Here is a 17600-nt window from a genome sequence, read left to right as displayed (position 1 = left end):
TATGTATTATAATGAATAGCGGACTCTTACTTAACCGGACTAATGGTCATTCCGTCTTTTATTTTAGTTACGCCTTCAAGAACAATAGTAGTTCCTTCTTCAATTCCTTTTTCAACGATAAACCCTTTTTGAGTATTCGCGACTATTTCAATAGGCATAGTGGTAACGGTATTATCATCTTTTAATATGTAAACTAGTTTCTTACCTTGAAGGTCAATTGTTGCTACCTGAGGAATTTCATATGCACTCTTGAATATTGTTGGAATTTTAATTTTTCCAGTATTACCACTACTTAATAAATTATTCTTATTATCAAAATCAGCTCTAGCAGTTACACTACCGGTAGTACTATTTATGATAGTATTTATCATAGCAATCTTACCAGGCTCAGCATATTCTTCGCCATTTATCATAACTAAGGTCACACTCGGAGCCTTTTCAATATCCAAAAAGTTTTTATCATTTTTCGGCATAGACTCTTTAAGTTTTAGAAGCTCTTTCTCATTCATAGAGAAATACGCACGAACCTCACTAACATCAGAAACTGTAGTTAATGGCTTGCCCATAGCAGCACTAACCAAAGCACCTATTTTAAAGGGAATTTCACCGATGTACCCATTAACCGGACTAGTAATTCTAGCGTAACCAATATTTGATGCAATACTCTGGTAGCCTGCTTTTGCTTGCTCAAGTTTTGCCTTTGCGGTCTCAAGTTGTACTTCGCTAATAATATCTTTTTCAACTAGCGGTTTTAGTTTGTTTACTTCAACTTCTGCAACACTAACCAATGCTTTTGCAGCATTAGCATCTTGATTTAAAGTTTGAGTTTCTAATTTAAAAAGTAGTTGACCTTTTTTAATTTTCTGACCTTCTTCTACATAAACTTCCTTTACAAAACCAGATACTTTTGGCCAAATTTCTACATTTTGTTTACCTTCTAGAGTAGTGGAAAATTCGCTAAACACGGTAAGGTCTTGCTTTTTTAATTCTCCTACTTTTAAACTTGGCGGAGGTGATACAGCAGCTCCTTGTGCTGATTTTTCAGATGCTCCAAAGCAGGAACTCAAAAGAAGGGTAGCACTTATTATTCCTATAATTGATAACTTTTTCATTTTGGAGGGATGTTTGTTGTATTAAATTATTGATTGAGCCTTATTAAGGTTTTGTAAATTCAGAATGTTCGGTAAAAAACGAACCTGACGAATAAAAAATTATGACTGTTGTTGTTTTAGTTCAGCAATGGTCGTTTTTAGAGTTGTGGTCATGTCGGCTATACATTTGGTATACGTAATTCTTTTATTTTTGTTTTCTTTATGTTTTTCTGGTCGATATTGTTCATTATATTCTCCAAGTTTATGAAGCATTTCGCTTTCCTTTTCTAATTTTTTCAATGAACGATCTAGCTTTTTAATGAAGAACGTATTCTTTTCAGCTATTTTAAAATAGCGCTTACGATCTCCTGACTTTGTAAAATAGTTTACAAAATCCATTTGTAGTAATAGATTGAGTGATGTTGATATTGAACTTTTACTAGCACCTCTTTTAAGTAGACAATCTTCAAAAGTTAGTCCGTCTTCATCTGTGACAACCAAGTTAGCGAAGATTCTAGCAGCTAATGGCGGTAGGTCATACTCAGATTCAAAATGAACCCCAAGCTCTTCAATTAACTTATTTTTTATTTCTTCTTTACTCATAATAATAAAATTACCACGGCAAAGGTACTGTTAGTTCGGAAAGAAACAAACCAAAAGAACCTAAAATTATTTAAGAAGCGTTAAAATTTTGTTAGAGTACTTATTAGCCTAAGATGGCTTATTGTTAATAAACGATTCGTCTGTTTTCTTATTTAGATAAAATTCCTTGTGATAAGCATGGTTTTACTATTGGAGGTCCTGAGAAAAACCAAGAATCTAAAAAAGTTTACATAAAGAGCAGTTTATTTCGCGTAGATTCCCTCCTTATCTAAAATGGGAATGGTAATAAGATTACTTTCTTTCACACTATTCTGTTCGAAAAGAAATCGTTTTTCAAATAATTTATTATCCGCATAATACGTGACGTAGAATTCATTGTTTAATGCAAGTACATCACCTTGAACTACTTCAATCTTCTTATACGATTTAGCAGCTACTTCACCAATAGAATGCCTCATAATAGAGGTTTTACGATTACCTTCATATCCTTTTGAAACAACCATTATCAATTCTATAGGTGTGACTCGGCTGTTAATGATATAGGCATTCCAGTCTTTGTCCAAAAATTCTTCGTTCCATTCACGAATAATGGCAACATAAACATCTTTGGCAACAGGTATTTTAATATCTTTTTTCACAAGTTGATATTAAAGAGCGCTTCTAAATTGCTCTAGAAAACGCAAATCATTTTCACTTAACAATCGTATGTCTGAAATTTGATGTAACAATAGTGCTATACGGTCAATACCCATACCAAAGGCAAAACCGGAATATACTTCTGGGTCGATACCACAGTTTTTAAGCACATTAGGGTCTACCATACCGCAACCCATAATTTCTAACCAACCAGTACCTTTAGTCATTTTATAATCGGTCTCTGTCTCTAAACCCCAATAAACATCAACTTCTGCACTAGGTTCCGTAAACGGAAAATAAGATGGTCTAAGTCTAATTTTAGATTTTCCGAATAGTTCGGTAGTGAAATATTGTAGTGTTTGTTTTAAATCGGCAAAAGAAACATCCTTATCAATATACAAACCTTCTACTTGATGAAAGAAACAATGTGATCTTGCTGAAATTGCTTCATTTCTATAAACTCTACCTGGAGATATAGTTCGTATAGGAGGTTTGTTGTTCTCCATATATCGTACTTGAACCGATGAGGTATGCGTACGTAACAGAATATCTGGGTCGGTCTGAACAAAGAAAGTATCTTGCATATCACGTGCCGGATGATATTCGGGCAAATTTAATGCGGTAAAATTATGCCAGTCATCTTCAATTTCTGGACCTTCTGATACATTGAAACCAATTCTTGAAAAAATATCAATTATCTGATTTTTCACAATAGAAATAGGGTGGCGTGAACCAAGCTCTATAGGGTTTCCTGGTCGAGATAAATCACCAAACACCTTTTCATCAGAGTTTCTGTTCTCTAGCGTTTCTTTTAAAGCTTCTACTTTTTCGGTAGCAGCCTGCTTTAATTCGTTTATCGTTTGACCGAATTCTTTTTTCTGTTCATTTGGAACATTCTTGAACTCGGCAAAAAAGTCATTTAAAATTCCTTTTTTACTTAAATATTTAATTCTAAACGTTTCTACATCTGCTAAATTATCAGTTGTAAAAGCATTCACTTCAGAAATCTGTTCCTTTATCTTATCAATCATACATGTTGATTAAAGCGGCAAATTTAAAACTTTTAAAACAGGTAGAATATGTTTTTATCGGTTTTGATGGTTTAGTTCGAAGGGTATTTATCTTTTACATTCGCTTTCACCCATGTAAGACATTCATCAAATGACTCAAAGATATGCTCATCGGGTATCAAATCAGGAATAAGTCCAACACGCTCCATCATATACCTAGGTTGTTTTAAAACTTCTACAAACAATACGTTAATGCCAGATTTTCTAAGGCTGATCAACACATCTTCTAGCGTATAAAGGCCAGATTGGTCCATGTATTGCATACGACCCATTCTAATGATTACGGTAGAGGCAGTTCTAGGAATTTGGTCTGCCATTTGTTGAAATTCACTTGTAGATCCGAAAAACAGAGGTCCTTTCAAATGTTTAATAAATACTTCTTCTTGCAAACTCTTAGGAAAAGCAGCCTCATCTGGCCAATTTACTTCCTTTTCTAGTGTTTTAACATCGGATCGTTCTGCAGTTAAATCACCCATTTTTTTCATGAACATCAATGAAGCTATCACAAGGCCTACACCAACGGCATATACTAAATTCCATATGGAAGAGAGCACAAGAACAACCAACATGATTACCACCTCTGAGCTAAATTTTATAGGACCTAAACTCAAATCTTTCGGCAAACTAGGTATTGCCTTTAGGCCTTTATAGTCCATAACACCGATACCAACTGTAACCAAAATACCAGCAAGTACAGCAGCAGGAATTTGAGATGCAACTGGGCCAAGTGCTAATAATACAATCAACAATAATAAACCGGCAACCATACCGGATAATTTAGTTTTACCCCCTGCATTAATATTTACTACAGTTCTAATTGTAGCTCCGGCTCCTGGGATACCTCCAAAAATCGCTGCAATACTATTACCTATTCCTTGTCCAACTAATTCTTTGTTAGGTCGATGTTTTGTTTTGGTCATGTTATCTGCTACTACCGAAGTTAGAAGAGAATCAATTGCACCTAAAAGTGCCAGTGTAAGAGCGGTAAAAATATAGGGGGTAACCGAACTCAGCTTAAATTGAGTAAAAATACCAAGATTAGGTAATGGAAATCCGCTAGGTATTTGTTCTATTGGTCTGTAGTCTAATCCAAAACCATAAGCCACACCTGAAACGGCTACCAGAGCCACCAATGCACTAGGTATAGTTGTGGTAATGCGTTTAAATCCATAGATAATAATAATCGTAGATAATGCAAGAATTAATTCAAGCCAGTTGATATTTTTTAAAGCCCTTGGAAATATTTTTATAGCTCCAATGACCCCAGAAGCTTCAGATTTTGCGAGTGTTTGTGCTTCTTTAAGCATGTCGGCTTCTGTAATCTGTTCTGCTCTTTTTATGGTCTCTTTAAAATCTTCTAATACCAAAATACCTTCACCAGCCTCCTCTTTTAAGATATTATCTAAAATTATCTCTTCAGCCATAGGCTTATATTTGTTTACATAATCAGCATCTTCTTTTGGGTAATAACCAATTGCAGGTAGAATTTGTGTCACTAAAATAATTACACCAATAGCTGTCATAAAACCAGATACAACCGGGTAAGGAATGTATCGAATGTATTTTCCAACACCAATTAGGCCAAGTCCAATTTGCATTAAACCGGCCAATAGGAATACAATTAAAATAGCGGGTAATGCTTTTTCGATACTTCCATCATTTATTGCTACTATACCTGCAATAACAACCATGCTTACAGCAGTCATTGGAGCTGTAGGTCCTGAAATCTGAGTATTTGTGCCGCCAAAAAGTGCCGCGAAAAAACTAATGAAAATTGCTCCATATAATCCGGCGCTTGGCCCCATTCCTGAGCTTACTCCAAAGGCAAGTGCTAACGGCAATGCAACAATACCTGCTGTTATGCCACCAAATAAATCTCCTTTGAAATTTGAGAAAAGTTTCTTCATAAAATAAAAATTAGTGCTATTCGATTAGTTCAGGGTACACCTGGGGAATTTTGGTTAATCTAAATGATAGATTTCCATTATGTTTTTAAGATAGCCTTCAAAGTCTATTTTAAGGTCTATTAATTTTCCAGTATGTACGTCAAATATCCATCCATGTACTTTTAATCCATGGTCGCGAAATGCTTTTTGTACTGTTGCAGTTTTAATAAGGTTTACGCATTGTTCTTTCACATTCAACTCTACGAGCCTATCATATTTTTTTGTTTCGTTTTCAATGGCGTTTAGTTCCTCTTTATGCAAACGATATACATCACGTATATTTCGCAACCAAGGATTTAACACCCCTAAATCTGCCGATTGCATAGCGGCTTTAACTCCACCACATGCATAATGACCACAAACAATAATATGTTTTACTTTCAAATAATCGACAGCATACTTTACTACAGATAAAACATTTAGGTCGATACTGATTACCATATTGGCAATATTTCTATGAACAAAAACTTCACCTGGTTTTGCACCCATAACTTCTTCTGCAGTTACCCTGCTATCTGAACAACCAATATATAAAAGTTCAGGATTTTGACCTTCGGCAAGTTCTTTAAAATAATCTGGACTTGTTCTTAATTTTTCAGAAATCCACTTTTCGTTGTTTTCAAAAACAGTATCTAAGTTCATGGTGTGAATTTTTTTACAAAGTAGGGCTAATTCTACACTAATACTGTAAAAAAGGACGACACCGTAACCGCCCTTTTTAAAATAAATTATAGCAAGCTATTAATAGAAAACTACTTCCCCAGTAGATATGTCATACATTGCACCAACTATCTTAATTTCGCCATTATCTTCCATTTCTGCTAAAACAGGGCTATGTTGCCGAATATTATTGATTGTTAAAAGCACATTTTTTTCAGCAACTTTATCAACGAACTCAAGATTTTGAGAATTTCTTTGACTTTCATCTTTAGGCTCGGTTACGGCATCGACTGCTGGTTCTATCTTATTGATTAAGGCAGTTAAATTACCCAATCTGGCATGGTCACAGGCTCCTTTTATTGCTCCACAGCTCGTATGACCTAGAACGACAACCAATTTTGTGCCGGCAAGTTTACAGCCAAATTCCATACTGCCTAAAATATCTTCGTTAGAAAAGTTACCTGCAATTCTAATACTGAAAATATCACCTAATCCTTGGTCAAAAACTAATTCAGCTGATACCCTTGAGTCGATACAACTTAAAATGGTAGCGAAAGGAAATTGCCCTTCGCTTGTATCATTAACTTGTTCTAAAAGATTTCGGTTAGCTTTTAAATTATTTTGAAAACGTTGATTACCTTCTTTTAAGAAGTCCAATGCTTTATTAGGAGTCATTGTGGCTTGTGTCTCTTTTGTATGTGCTTTCATAATTTTTTATTTAAAATAATTATTTTATAATGTATTATTAGATTGTCCCATTAAAATAAGCGGAACGTTTAGTGTGTCGATAACATCACTAATTTTTGAGGTAATCGAATCGTTTTTACTTCTTTTATTTGTTCTATTAAGGCAAAGTAAGCTTATGTGGTTTATCGATAAATAATTTGAAAGGTTTTGAATAGAATTATTATTTTCTTCAAACACAAATTCTATTTCACTTCTTTTTTTAGATTCTTGGTTTATTTTAGGAACATTCGGGGTTTTTGAAATTTTGAATGATGTTAATGGTTTTTGAGAGTGTAGAAGCAAGTCTTGAACAAAACCTGTAATTGAAGATTTCTCATCACCATTTAATACACCAAGGCTCAATTCATTATTCAATTCTAGAATATTGTTCTCATCAGTTAAGAATATAGGACCATCATATTGATCTAATACAAACTGAATAAGGTTGTCTCCTACCAAATTGAAAAGTTTGGTTTTTTTCTTGCCAAGCACAATTATATCAGGTTTTTCCTCATTTATATAATGGGCTATTTCATTTTTAAGATTACCTATAGTAAATGAATACGTTATAGGCATGCCAAAATCTTTAGAGAATTCATCCACAATAGATTTAATTCTATTTTCCATTTCAAGATATTCACTGTTGATAGATCTAATTGCAGAAAGTTGATTTTCCTTATTAACTACATCTGATGCTTTTTTTACATGGAAAAGCCCTATTTCACCATTAATCATTTTAGCAAGACTTAGAGTGCTTTTCAAAGTATTACTCAAAGATTCTTTCAAATCGGTGAAGACTACAATTTTATAATTATATTTTTTCATCTTTTAAATTTTAAATAAGCCATAATGGTTTTAGCTTAAGCTTAATTTCGATTTTGGTCTTTCTTCAAAGAAACCGATAAAGCTTGGTGGGTTTTCTACAACACCCCGTTTTGATACTAACTTGATGTCTATGTTTCGTTCTTTAGCTTTAAGGCTAAAGTCATCTAAAATTTCGATAATGTCATGATCTAAATATCTGGTTTTTAAAATATCTATTTCTAAATATGTATCTCTTGGTAGACTATCTAACTCTTTCAAAATTGCACCTTTATTGAAAAAAGTCACTTCTTCTGCTAAAGTCATTTTTATTTTGTGTTTGCCGTTACTTTTATCTTCAATATGAAGAAAGTGTGAGTTTTGATAGCTTTTTAAAAGAATAACCACGATCCCTACTGCCAAACCTAAACTTATACCAATCAATAAATCGGTGAAAACAATACCGAATACAGTAACAAAAAATGGGATAGATTGTTTCCAGCCAAGGCGATACATTTTCACGAAAAGCGCAGGTTTGGCTAATTTAAAACCTACAATGAAAAGTATTGCTGCTAAAACTGATAAAGGAATCATATTCAATAAGGTAGGAATAAGAATTACAGATATAAGTAATAAAAAACCGTGAATAATTGCAGAAAGTTTTGTTCTACCATTAGATTGAATATTTGCAGAACTTCTAACAATTACTTGGGTAATTGGCAAACCACCTATCATACCTGAAATAATGTTACCTGCACCTTGAGCTAAAAGCTCTCGATTAGTTGGCGTAACATTTTTATGTGGGTCTAACTTATCGGTAGCTTCGACACATAATAATGTTTCTAAACTTGCCACTAAAGCAATCGTAAATGCAGTAATCCAAATTTGTGGGTTTGTAATAGCACTGAAGTTCGGGAAGCTAAACTGACCTATGAATGAGTCTATATCTTCAGGTACAGGCACACTTACCAAATGATCCGAAGAAATGGCTAACACTTCACTATTTTGAGTTAGTATAAAGAAAAGAATACCGACAGCTACCGCTACCAATGGGCCTTGAACCAATTGAAAAATTTTTCCTTTTTTGGAGAGGACTTTATCCCATAATAAAAGTATAGATAAACCTATAATTGCTACCAAGGTAGCCCCTGGGCTTATGTTATTTACAGTATCTAGAATTTCAGTAAATGTATTTTTGCCATCTACTTGAAAAAATGCCCAATCACCTTCTGGGTCAGGGTCATAACCAAAAAAGTGTGGTATTTGCTTAAGAATTATTATAATTCCTATTCCTGTAAGCATTCCTTTAATTACAGAAGATGGAAAATAATAACCAATAACTCCTGCTTTTAAGAAACCGAAAATCATTTGAATTATGCCTCCTAAAACCACGGCTACCAAGAAATTTTCATAACCACCTAAGGTGCCAATAGCTGTTAATACAATTGCAGCTAAACCTGCTGCCGGTCCACTTACGCCTATTTTAGAGCCACTCATGGCACCTACGAATATACCTCCAATAATACCTGCAATTAAACCTGAAAATAATGGAGCCCCACTTGCTAGTGCAATACCTAAACAAAGGGGAAGTGCAACGAAAAATACTACGATACTCGCTGGAATATCGCTTTTGATATGTTTGAACATGTAAATTAAATGATTGTGTCCTATTTGTTTTAAATAGGACAGATTAGTCAATTGAATAAAAAACTGTAAAGACTAACTTAAATGTTCAGGAGGAGGAGATAACACTTCTAATGAAAGGTCAAAACAACCAATAATGTGGTGGTTTAGTCTTATTGTATTTTCATAAAGAGCAATCATTGAAAAATCTAGCGAATTTTCTTTGACAAATTTTTCCTCACCCATTGATTTTTTGCCTGACTCTTGTTGTTCCTCCTCATTGAGGTTAGTCACGACAATAGGGTTGTCAATATCGCATAACGTGATTATGCTTGGTGCAGTAACTGCAAAAAGCCATAATAGTAATAAAGTTATGCGTGCTATATATTTCATTGACTTCAATCAATGACGAAGATAATATTCTAACGTTTAAATACTGTTAACAAATTTCTAAAAATCCTTTAACAATTTCAATTCATTTTTTTGAATCCATCCTGTTTTACCATCTGCCAGCTTTATCTTATTCCATTCATCTAATTGGTCTAGAACGTTCACTTTAGTGCCGGCATGTATTACAAAAACCTGTTGACTGCTAGCATTTGGCTCAGATTTTATGGAGCTTTCTTCTGCAAAAATTATGGCAGGTTGTAAATCTTTAAAATCACTTCGCTGTATAAATGCAAATACTATTGCAATGATACATATGAATAAGGCAAGTATACTGCCAATGAATGACCATCGTTTTAGAGTAGATGAGTTAGCATAATAAAAAAGAATGTACAAAAGAACAAATATGATTATTAAGGCAACAGCTAAATAAGCCCATTGGTCGAAAGTTAATTTACCCGTTACACTTTTGTGTAATTTAGATAATCCAGTCTCAGGCATCGTGTCAATAGCATCTATAGTCATATTCTGAGCATAGCTAAGATTGGTTTTTACTTCTTCATCATTTGGCGATAGCAATAAGGCTTTCTCATAAAAATAAATACTCTCAGCTATATTGTTGAGCTTGTAATATGAGTTGCCTAAGTTGTAATAGACAGCAGCTGAGTGCTCACCATCATCTAGAATATCGGTGTAGAAGGCTATAGCTTTTTCATATTCACCAGAATTATATGCAGATGTTGCCTCGTCGAACAATTTATTGCTCTGAGCAGTGCATAATAGAACTGTAAAAAGGCTAAAAAATATAGCTAGCTTTTTGAACATGCTTATAATTGTTTATCCATTTGGGAAATTACCTCGCTTGCCGTTTCATAATCAGCTTGCATTTGCACATCAGAGAAAGGACTATATCTAGCCGCTTCGCAATTTTCTAATAATGCTATAAAACCTTGAATGGTATTTGTTTCTATTTCTTTTTTATTCAATAATTCGACAATTTTATCTTTACTGAAATCAGATGTCTCAATCTTCAATTTTGCCTTCAAATAGTTATGTAAAGCCCTTTCTAAGGCAACATAGAAAGAGTCCTTATTACCTAGTTGTTTTTTAGCTGCAGAAAGGTATTTTCTTGCTAATTTATTTGCTCTTCTTATTTTATTGCCAGCTAAATCGCCAGCAAGTGCATCTCTTTTCTTTCTAAATATAATGGCGAAAGGAATTAATAAAAGCGGACATAATAACCAAAGATAGAATGATGTGGAGCCGAAAAAATAAGAAACAGATTTGCTAGTTAGGTTCGGGGTCAGTTTTATGAAATTAAACTGATTTTTACTTGCTACAACAGATTGTTTTGCGCTATTTGTAGAAGTTGCCGAATTACTATCTGCACTCAGCGGACCCTCTAAAACGTTAATGACAATTTCATCTGAAGTTAATGTTGTATATTTTTCGGTTGTTGGATTGAAAAAGCTAAAACTTAATGGTGCTATTGGGTATTTACCTCTAAATGACGGTACGATAGTGTATTGATTGCTGACCTTACCTTGCATACCTGCCAGTGTAGTTCTAACCCCTTCAGTAAATTCTGGCTCATAGACTTCTAAAGCACTTGGCAATTCAAGTTCAGGAAGTTTAAAAAGTTTAAGGTTTCCTTTTCCGTTTACTTCAACGATTGCCTGTAAAGATTCGGTTGCATTTAAACTTTTCTTACTTGTAGTAACGGCAAAATCAAAATCACCTACAGCTCCATTAAAATCAGAAGGTTGGTTAGCCAATGGTAATGGCTTTACGTTAATAGTTCTATTACCAGCAGATACTGTTTTATTGGTTTGGGCATACATTCTTTGTCCAAAAAAGTCACGTCTTCCTGTCGGCACATCTACTGTAACATCTAGAGAAAGAGGTTCAATATCCAATTCTCCAGATTTTTGAGGGTAGAGAACAACACGTTTTAAAATTACATATCGATAAGGCTTGCCTTTATAAGTTCCGTTTTGGGCACTTAGAGCAGAAACTTTAATATCTTGACTCCAGAAATTATTGTAGGTAGGATTGTCTAAAGGTTGATAATTGGATACGCTAATATTTGGACTCACATATAATTTATAGATGACCGTAATAGCTTCGTTCAAAAACGGGTCGGTCTTAGAAATTTCTGCTACTAAATGTAGATTCTCATCAGCTACATCATCTGCGGTCATTTGATCACTCGGTTTATCTACTGCAGCAGTCACCTCTACTTCGCTTGCAAGCGATTTATAGGTTTCGCCACCAATAACAATTGTGGCCTGCTTAATGGTGAATTTACCTTTTGCGGTTGGTGAAAGTGTGTAAGAGTAAGATTTTGAATAACTTCTAACCCCATTAATCCATGATGAGCTGATTGACTGTGATGGCCCCATGATTACTTTAAACCCTGAAAAATCTGGCGGATTAAAATTATCACCATCACGGTTCATGACAAAGTCTACCCTAAGCCTTTCATTTAAACCAAGCTTAGGTTTGCTCAGTTTCATTTCAAAAGTTACAGCATCATTATCTTGCGCCATCATCAAAAATGATGATAGAAATACCGTTAGTACTAACGTAAGTTTAGTTATGGACTTTGAGTCTACCAATCTTTTTCATTTTTAATCTTAGCACCTTTTACTTTCTTGGCATCAATTTTGTCTTGAACCTTTTTTTCTGCATTTTGCATAGCTCTTAACAAGTTTTCAACCTGTTGTTTTGAAAGTTGATTGGGCCTAGGTTGCTGTTGTTCTTGTTGATTGTCACCTTGCTCAGGGTTTTTCTTTTGATCTTCTTTATTATCGCCTTCACCTTCTTTGTTCTCGTCTTTTTTCTCTTCATTTTGATCGCCTTCATCACCCTTCTCACCTTCGTCTCCTTTATCTTTCTTATCCTCGTTTTCTCCCTTGTCTTTTTTCTCCTGGTCTTTTTTCTCTTTGTCTTTATCCTTATCGTCTTGATTTTGTTTTTTCTCCTCTTCGTCTTTTTTCAAAAGTTCTTTTGCCAAGGCAAGGTTGTATCTTGTTTCTTCATCGGTTGGGCCATTTCTTAAAGCTTCTTTGTACGCTTCTACTGCTTTAGCGTAATCTTTACGCTTCATAAAAACGTTTCCCATATTATGATAGGCCTTATGTTTTTCCTCTTTTGATGTTGATGCCTCGCCAGCCTCTTTAAATCTGCCAAAAGCTTCATTATACGTTTCATTGGCATAATAGGCATTTCCTAAATTATAAGGAGCAACGCTATTATCAGGACTTTTTGCGATTGCCTTTCTATAATCTACTTCAGCGGCGATAAAGTTATCTTCAGACAATGCTTTATTGCCATCCCATGTCAGATTGGTCGAAGATTTTAATGCCTTTTCTTTTTCTTTCACGTCAGCTTCTTGTGCAAAAGTAGACAAGCACACAAAAGCGAATAAAAATACTATGCCTATTTTATTCATGTCTTTTCTCATTGAACAAATTAAGATTCTTTAACCACTTGGTCTTACGGTCCAAGATAAAAATATCTAAAAATAGAAGCAACAATGCTGCTCCAATAAACCATTGAAATTGGTCTTTATATTCTGCGAACTGTTTGGCCTCAAATTCCTTTTTATCCATTTGTAACAATTCATTTTTAATAATTTCTACAGCAGCATCTGTGTTTGAGCCATCAATATACTGACCATTACCTTCACTTGCAATATCAATAAGAACCTCCTTATTTAGTTTGGTAATCACGGTTTCACCTTGATTGTCTTTTTTTAGACTTTCTAATATTCCATTTCTTTTAATTGGAATAGGCGCTCCTTTTTCTTTTCCTACTCCAATAGTATAAATAGTGATGCCTTCATCAACAGCATCTTCTACCGCATCTAATGTAGAGCCTTCAGAATGGTCCTCGCCATCAGAAATAATGAACAATACCCGATTGGTTTGTTCGGCATCATCATAATAGGTCGTTGCAAGTTCAATGGCTTGGTCGATAGCTGTACCTTGTGATGTTAGCATATCGGTATTCATGCCCTGTAAGAACATCTTTGCAGCACTATAATCTGTAGTTATGGGTAATTGAGGATAGGCCTGACCTGCGTAAGCTATTATGCCAATACGGTCGCTTGCCAATTGATTTATAATTTCTGATACTAATCTTTTTGCCTTTTCAATTCTATTTGGAGCAATGTCCTCTGCCAGCATACTTTTAGAAACATCCACTGCAAAAACAATATCTACCCCTTCTCTTTTTACGGTTTCTAATTTTGTACCAATCTTAGGGTTTACCAAGCCAACAATCAATAGGGCCAATCCAAGAATGAATACAATAAGCTTTATGACACCCTTGTTGGAAGAACGATTAGGCGTCAACCTTTTTAATAGCTCGGTGTTTGCAAATTTCTTTCGTGTACTTTTTTTCCATATTAAAACCAATAGAAACAGGATCACTATCACCGGAATGATAATAAGCAAGTAGAAATATATTTTTTCGTCTAACTGTACCATATTATACAAAACTTCTAAAAAGCGTGTTTCTTAAAATCCATTCTACTAATAGGAGCGCACCTGCCAATAAAACCCATGGTCTAAATTTCTCTTCATATCGGTAATATTTGAATTCTTCTATCTCCGTTTTTTCCAATTTATTGATTTCGTCATAGATTTCTTCTAACGACTCATTATCCGTAGCTCTAAAATATCTACCGCCGGTAGCCAGTGCTATATCTTTTAATAATTCTTCATCTATTTCAACTTGGCGCATACCATACCTAAAGGAACCATCTGCATTATAGGAGATAGGTGATAGTGCATTACCATTTGTGCCTAAACCAATAGTGTAGGTTTTTATGCCATATTCAATAGCTAAGTCAGAAGCTGTTTGAGGTTCTATAAAACCAGAATTGTTAACACCATCGGTCAACAAAATGATAATTTTACTTTTTGCGGTACTTTCTTTAAGTCTGTTTACTGAGGTAGCTAACCCCATACCAATGGCAGTACCATCTTCCAATTGACCATAAGTAATCTCAGAAAGGGCGTTTAGTACAATTGATTTGTCAGTGGTAACCGGTGTTTTGGTATAACTTTCAGCTGCATAAACAACAAGTCCAATCCGGTCATTTGGTCTTTTCTTGATAAAATCTGCCGCAACATCTTTAAGGGCAGATAGCCTGTTTGGCTTAAGGTCTCGTGCTAGCATACTAGAAGACACATCAATAGCTATAACGATATCAATACCTTTAGTTGTTTTGGTTCTAGTAGAAATATCTTCTGTTTGCGGTCTTGCCATAGCAATAATAATAGCGCCAAGAGCTAATAGTCTTAGTATAAAAAGACCAGGTTTTAATTTTGGCAAAATGCTTTTATAGCTAAAACCTTTTGCACTAGAAATACGAAGCGAAGCAGTCTCTTCCTTTTGTTTAAAGATATACCACACAATAGCTAATGGCAGTATTAATAACAGCCAAAAGAAATCAGGATTTGCAAATGATATATTCTCGAACATTTATGATTCTGTTTTAACTTCTACCGATGCCAAAATTCGGTCAACTATTTCTTGGGCATATGTGTCATCTTCTAACCAGGTAAGAATAACATATTGTTGAAAACCTTTGCCACCAAAAAGTAATACGGTGTACTTCCCATCAATCAATTCTTTAGAATTAGGTATTAGAAACTCACCGCTGCCATAAACCTTAACCCCTTTTACACCACTAATTGTGGAGAACTCTTCTTGTTTAGTGATAATATTTTTTGCTCCTTGACCTTCAAAATTGGACAATATCTGTTCAATCGTTTTTTCGAAATCAGGTTCAGCATCTTGTTGGTTTAGAGTAATCGAAGTAGTACCTAAGCTAAAAAGACCTATAGGACTGGTATACCCAAATGCTTGTATGTCTGCAATTGCTGCTTTTGCTTCTGGTGGCAGCTTAACTTCTTGTCGCACTAAAACCTGTGGTGTCTCTAATTGAACTGGTGGAAAACCGTAATTACTACGCACCCATTCTCCTTCTAATAATTCTTTAGTTGGATGTCCGAAAACAGAATCTTTTAAATAGCCAAAGCCATATTTTACACCAGCTATAGTGGTGCCTATAAGAATAATGGCTACAACAGAAACAATGGCAACCATTATCTTCTTCTTTTTCGCTTTACGCTCAAGTTCCTCTTGGTATTCAGCTTGCTCTAACAATTCATCTTCGGTAGGTTCTGGGAGGGCGTCATGGGTTTTAACCACAATTTGTTCTACGAGTTTTCTGTCTTGCTCGGCCACTAAAGTCGAAGGCTTATTTTTAGCAAATTTCACTAAATCGGCCGTTTGTAATATTTGTTGAAATTGTTTAATGGTATCATCGTCCAATTTCAACTCACCTGCATCTTTTAAAAGCTCTAATTTTTCAATTAACTGACCTGTAGTACTTTCTAAAGCTGAAACATGTGCGTCTTCCTCTAAATAAGAACGAACAATAGAAGTAAGCTCAGAGTAATATTGTTTATACTCGTCTTGAATTAAATATTTAGAATTTTCTAAACGTTTTAGTTCTAATAACGCTCTATCATAAGGTGGCAGAAGAGCTACTTTCTCCTCTTCTGTTAATGGTTTTTTGCGCAATACTAACCAGTAGAAAAGCGCTCCAAATACAAGTAGAACCAAAATGCCAATGAGTATATATTTCCAAAATTCGATATTGCTTTTCTCAACATTAATCAGCGGTTTAATGTCGTACATTTTTTGATTCAAAGTATCTACAGGAATAGTAGCTACATTAATCAACATAGAATCGGTCATGAAACCCATTCCGTTTATTTCAATTCGTTGAGAGGGTAATTTATATGCCCCAGAATCGAATTGAGTAAGTGCGTATATTTTTTGTAATGTTAAGCGGTCCTTTTTCCTAGTGGTATCGGTCGCAAACGCTTCTACAGTTTCTAACGGAGAAAAAGTTTGTCCTTCAGGAAAAATAACTGTAGATGTGGTGTCAATATCAACGGTCACTGTCCAATGTACTTGTTCACCAATTTTAATATATGTGGTGTCTATTTCAGTACTTACAGTGGGTCTCTCTTGAGCAAAACCTTGAATGATGAAAAGAAGAAATACGAACATAGGCATGCTTCGCCGTAAGTTCGAAATGCCTTTTTTAATTATACACGTATTATACATCATTCGTATCAACCTCTTCTTTTAAAATAACCCAATAATTTTTTCACATAACTTTCGTCAACCCTACAATCTAATGTTCCACAGCCAGATTTAGTAAACGATTCTTTAAAATACGTAACTCGTTCTCTATGAAATTCTGCATAGGCATTTCGTACTTTTTTAGATTGGGTATTTACCAATTGTAATTTTCCGGTTTCAGCATCTTCAACTTGTATCATACCTAGATTAGGTATTGACTCTTCACGTTCATCGAAAACTCGTATTCCTGTTAGGTCATGTTTACTGCCTGTAATTTTCAGTGTTTTTTCATAACCATCATCAATAAAATCAGAAAGCACAAAAACAATAGCTTTCTTTTTCATTACGCTGCTCAAGAATTTCAATGCCTGTGCAATATCTGTTTTATTGCTTTTAGGTTTAAATTCTAACAACTCACGTATTATGCGTAAAGCGTGTGTTTTACCTTTTTTTGGTGGTATAAAAAGTTCAATCTGATCAGAGAATAATATGATGCCGACTTTATCATTATTCTTTAAAGCACTAAATGCTAAAGTTGCCGATATTTCGGTAACAATTTCGTTTTTAAATTGATTGGTAGTTCCAAAAAGTTCTGAACCACTTATATCGACCATGAGCATCATGGTGAGTTCTCGTTCTTCTTCAAAAACCTTTATGAAAGGTTCATTGTAACGAGCGGTAACGTTCCAGTCAATGTTTCTAACATCGTCACCAAATTGATACTGTCGTACTTCACTAAATGTCATACCCCTACCTTTAAAGGTAGAGTGATATTCCCCACCAAATATATGGTCAGATAGACGTCGCGTCTTAATCTCTATTTTCCGTACTTTTTTGAGTAGCTCTTTGGTATCCATTTTGTTTTTAAAACAGGAGTTGATTTTTAA

General features: G+C 34.6%; 17 protein-coding genes. All 17 read right to left on the bottom strand.

What is annotated here, in order from left to right:
• Positions 1–26: 26 nt before the first annotated feature.
• Complete coding sequence (locus B5X55_RS04335; RefSeq protein ID WP_079511379.1) at positions 27–1112, bottom strand: efflux RND transporter periplasmic adaptor subunit; 1086 nt, start codon at positions 1110–1112, stop codon at positions 27–29.
• A 99-nt stretch (positions 1113–1211) separates the two neighbouring features.
• Positions 1212–1694, bottom strand: a complete 483-nt coding sequence (locus B5X55_RS04330; protein ID WP_079511378.1) for a GbsR/MarR family transcriptional regulator — start codon at positions 1692–1694, stop codon at positions 1212–1214.
• Between the two features lie 242 nt (positions 1695–1936).
• The gene (locus B5X55_RS04325) at positions 1937–2332 is read right to left on the bottom strand and encodes a hypothetical protein (protein ID WP_079511377.1); all 396 of its coding nucleotides are present in this window, start codon (positions 2330–2332) and stop codon (positions 1937–1939) included.
• A 9-nt stretch (positions 2333–2341) separates the two neighbouring features.
• The gene (pheS, locus tag B5X55_RS04320) at positions 2342–3361 is read right to left on the bottom strand and encodes a phenylalanine--tRNA ligase subunit alpha (protein ID WP_079511376.1); all 1020 of its coding nucleotides are present in this window, start codon (positions 3359–3361) and stop codon (positions 2342–2344) included.
• Positions 3362–3432: 71 nt separating this feature from the next.
• A complete protein-coding gene (locus tag B5X55_RS04315) occupies positions 3433–5307 on the bottom strand; it encodes a SulP family inorganic anion transporter (protein ID WP_079511375.1) in 1875 nt (624 codons plus the stop codon).
• 54 nt (positions 5308–5361) lie between these two features.
• Positions 5362–5988, bottom strand: coding sequence for a carbonic anhydrase (locus tag B5X55_RS04310; protein WP_079511374.1), 627 nt, complete (start codon positions 5986–5988; stop codon positions 5362–5364).
• 99 nt (positions 5989–6087) lie between these two features.
• The gene (locus B5X55_RS04305; protein WP_079511373.1) at positions 6088–6714 is read right to left on the bottom strand and encodes a carbonic anhydrase family protein; all 627 of its coding nucleotides are present in this window, start codon (positions 6712–6714) and stop codon (positions 6088–6090) included.
• A 24-nt stretch (positions 6715–6738) separates the two neighbouring features.
• On the bottom strand, positions 6739–7557 hold the full coding sequence (locus tag B5X55_RS04300) for a universal stress protein (protein WP_079511372.1): 819 nt from the start codon (positions 7555–7557) through the stop codon (positions 6739–6741).
• 30 nt (positions 7558–7587) lie between these two features.
• On the bottom strand, positions 7588–9180 hold the full coding sequence (locus B5X55_RS04295) for a SulP family inorganic anion transporter (protein ID WP_079511371.1): 1593 nt from the start codon (positions 9178–9180) through the stop codon (positions 7588–7590).
• Between the two features lie 72 nt (positions 9181–9252).
• Positions 9253–9549, bottom strand: coding sequence for a hypothetical protein (locus tag B5X55_RS04290; RefSeq protein WP_079511370.1), 297 nt, complete (start codon positions 9547–9549; stop codon positions 9253–9255).
• Between the two features lie 57 nt (positions 9550–9606).
• Positions 9607–10368 (bottom strand): tetratricopeptide repeat protein, encoded by a 762-nt coding sequence (locus tag B5X55_RS04285; protein WP_079511369.1) that lies wholly within the window; start codon positions 10366–10368, stop codon positions 9607–9609.
• Between the two features lie 2 nt (positions 10369–10370).
• Positions 10371–12095 carry a BatD family protein gene (locus B5X55_RS04280; protein WP_079511368.1) on the bottom strand — a complete coding sequence of 575 codons (1725 nt, stop codon included), beginning with the start codon at positions 12093–12095 and terminating at the stop codon, positions 10371–10373.
• Positions 12096–12154: 59 nt separating this feature from the next.
• Positions 12155–13009, bottom strand: a complete 855-nt coding sequence (locus B5X55_RS04275) for a tetratricopeptide repeat protein (protein ID WP_143814398.1) — start codon at positions 13007–13009, stop codon at positions 12155–12157.
• On the bottom strand, positions 12990–14036 hold the full coding sequence (locus B5X55_RS04270) for a VWA domain-containing protein (protein ID WP_079511367.1): 1047 nt from the start codon (positions 14034–14036) through the stop codon (positions 12990–12992). The genes B5X55_RS04275 and B5X55_RS04270 overlap by 20 nt, the downstream gene beginning before the upstream one ends.
• Position 14037: 1 nt before the next feature.
• Entirely contained in the window at positions 14038–15036 is a 999-nt protein-coding gene (locus B5X55_RS04265; protein WP_079511366.1) for a vWA domain-containing protein, read from the bottom strand.
• On the bottom strand, positions 15037–16695 hold the full coding sequence (locus B5X55_RS04260) for a hypothetical protein (protein ID WP_394332830.1): 1659 nt from the start codon (positions 16693–16695) through the stop codon (positions 15037–15039).
• Positions 16696–16703: 8 nt separating this feature from the next.
• Positions 16704–17570, bottom strand: coding sequence for a DUF58 domain-containing protein (locus B5X55_RS04255; protein ID WP_079511364.1), 867 nt, complete (start codon positions 17568–17570; stop codon positions 16704–16706).
• Positions 17571–17600 lie beyond the last annotated feature (30 nt).

Source organism: Maribacter arcticus (assembly GCF_900167935.1).
GTDB lineage: Bacteria > Bacteroidota > Bacteroidia > Flavobacteriales > Flavobacteriaceae > Maribacter > Maribacter arcticus.
Note: the sequence above shows the minus strand (reverse complement) of the source record. Positions and strands in the feature narration are given on the sequence as shown.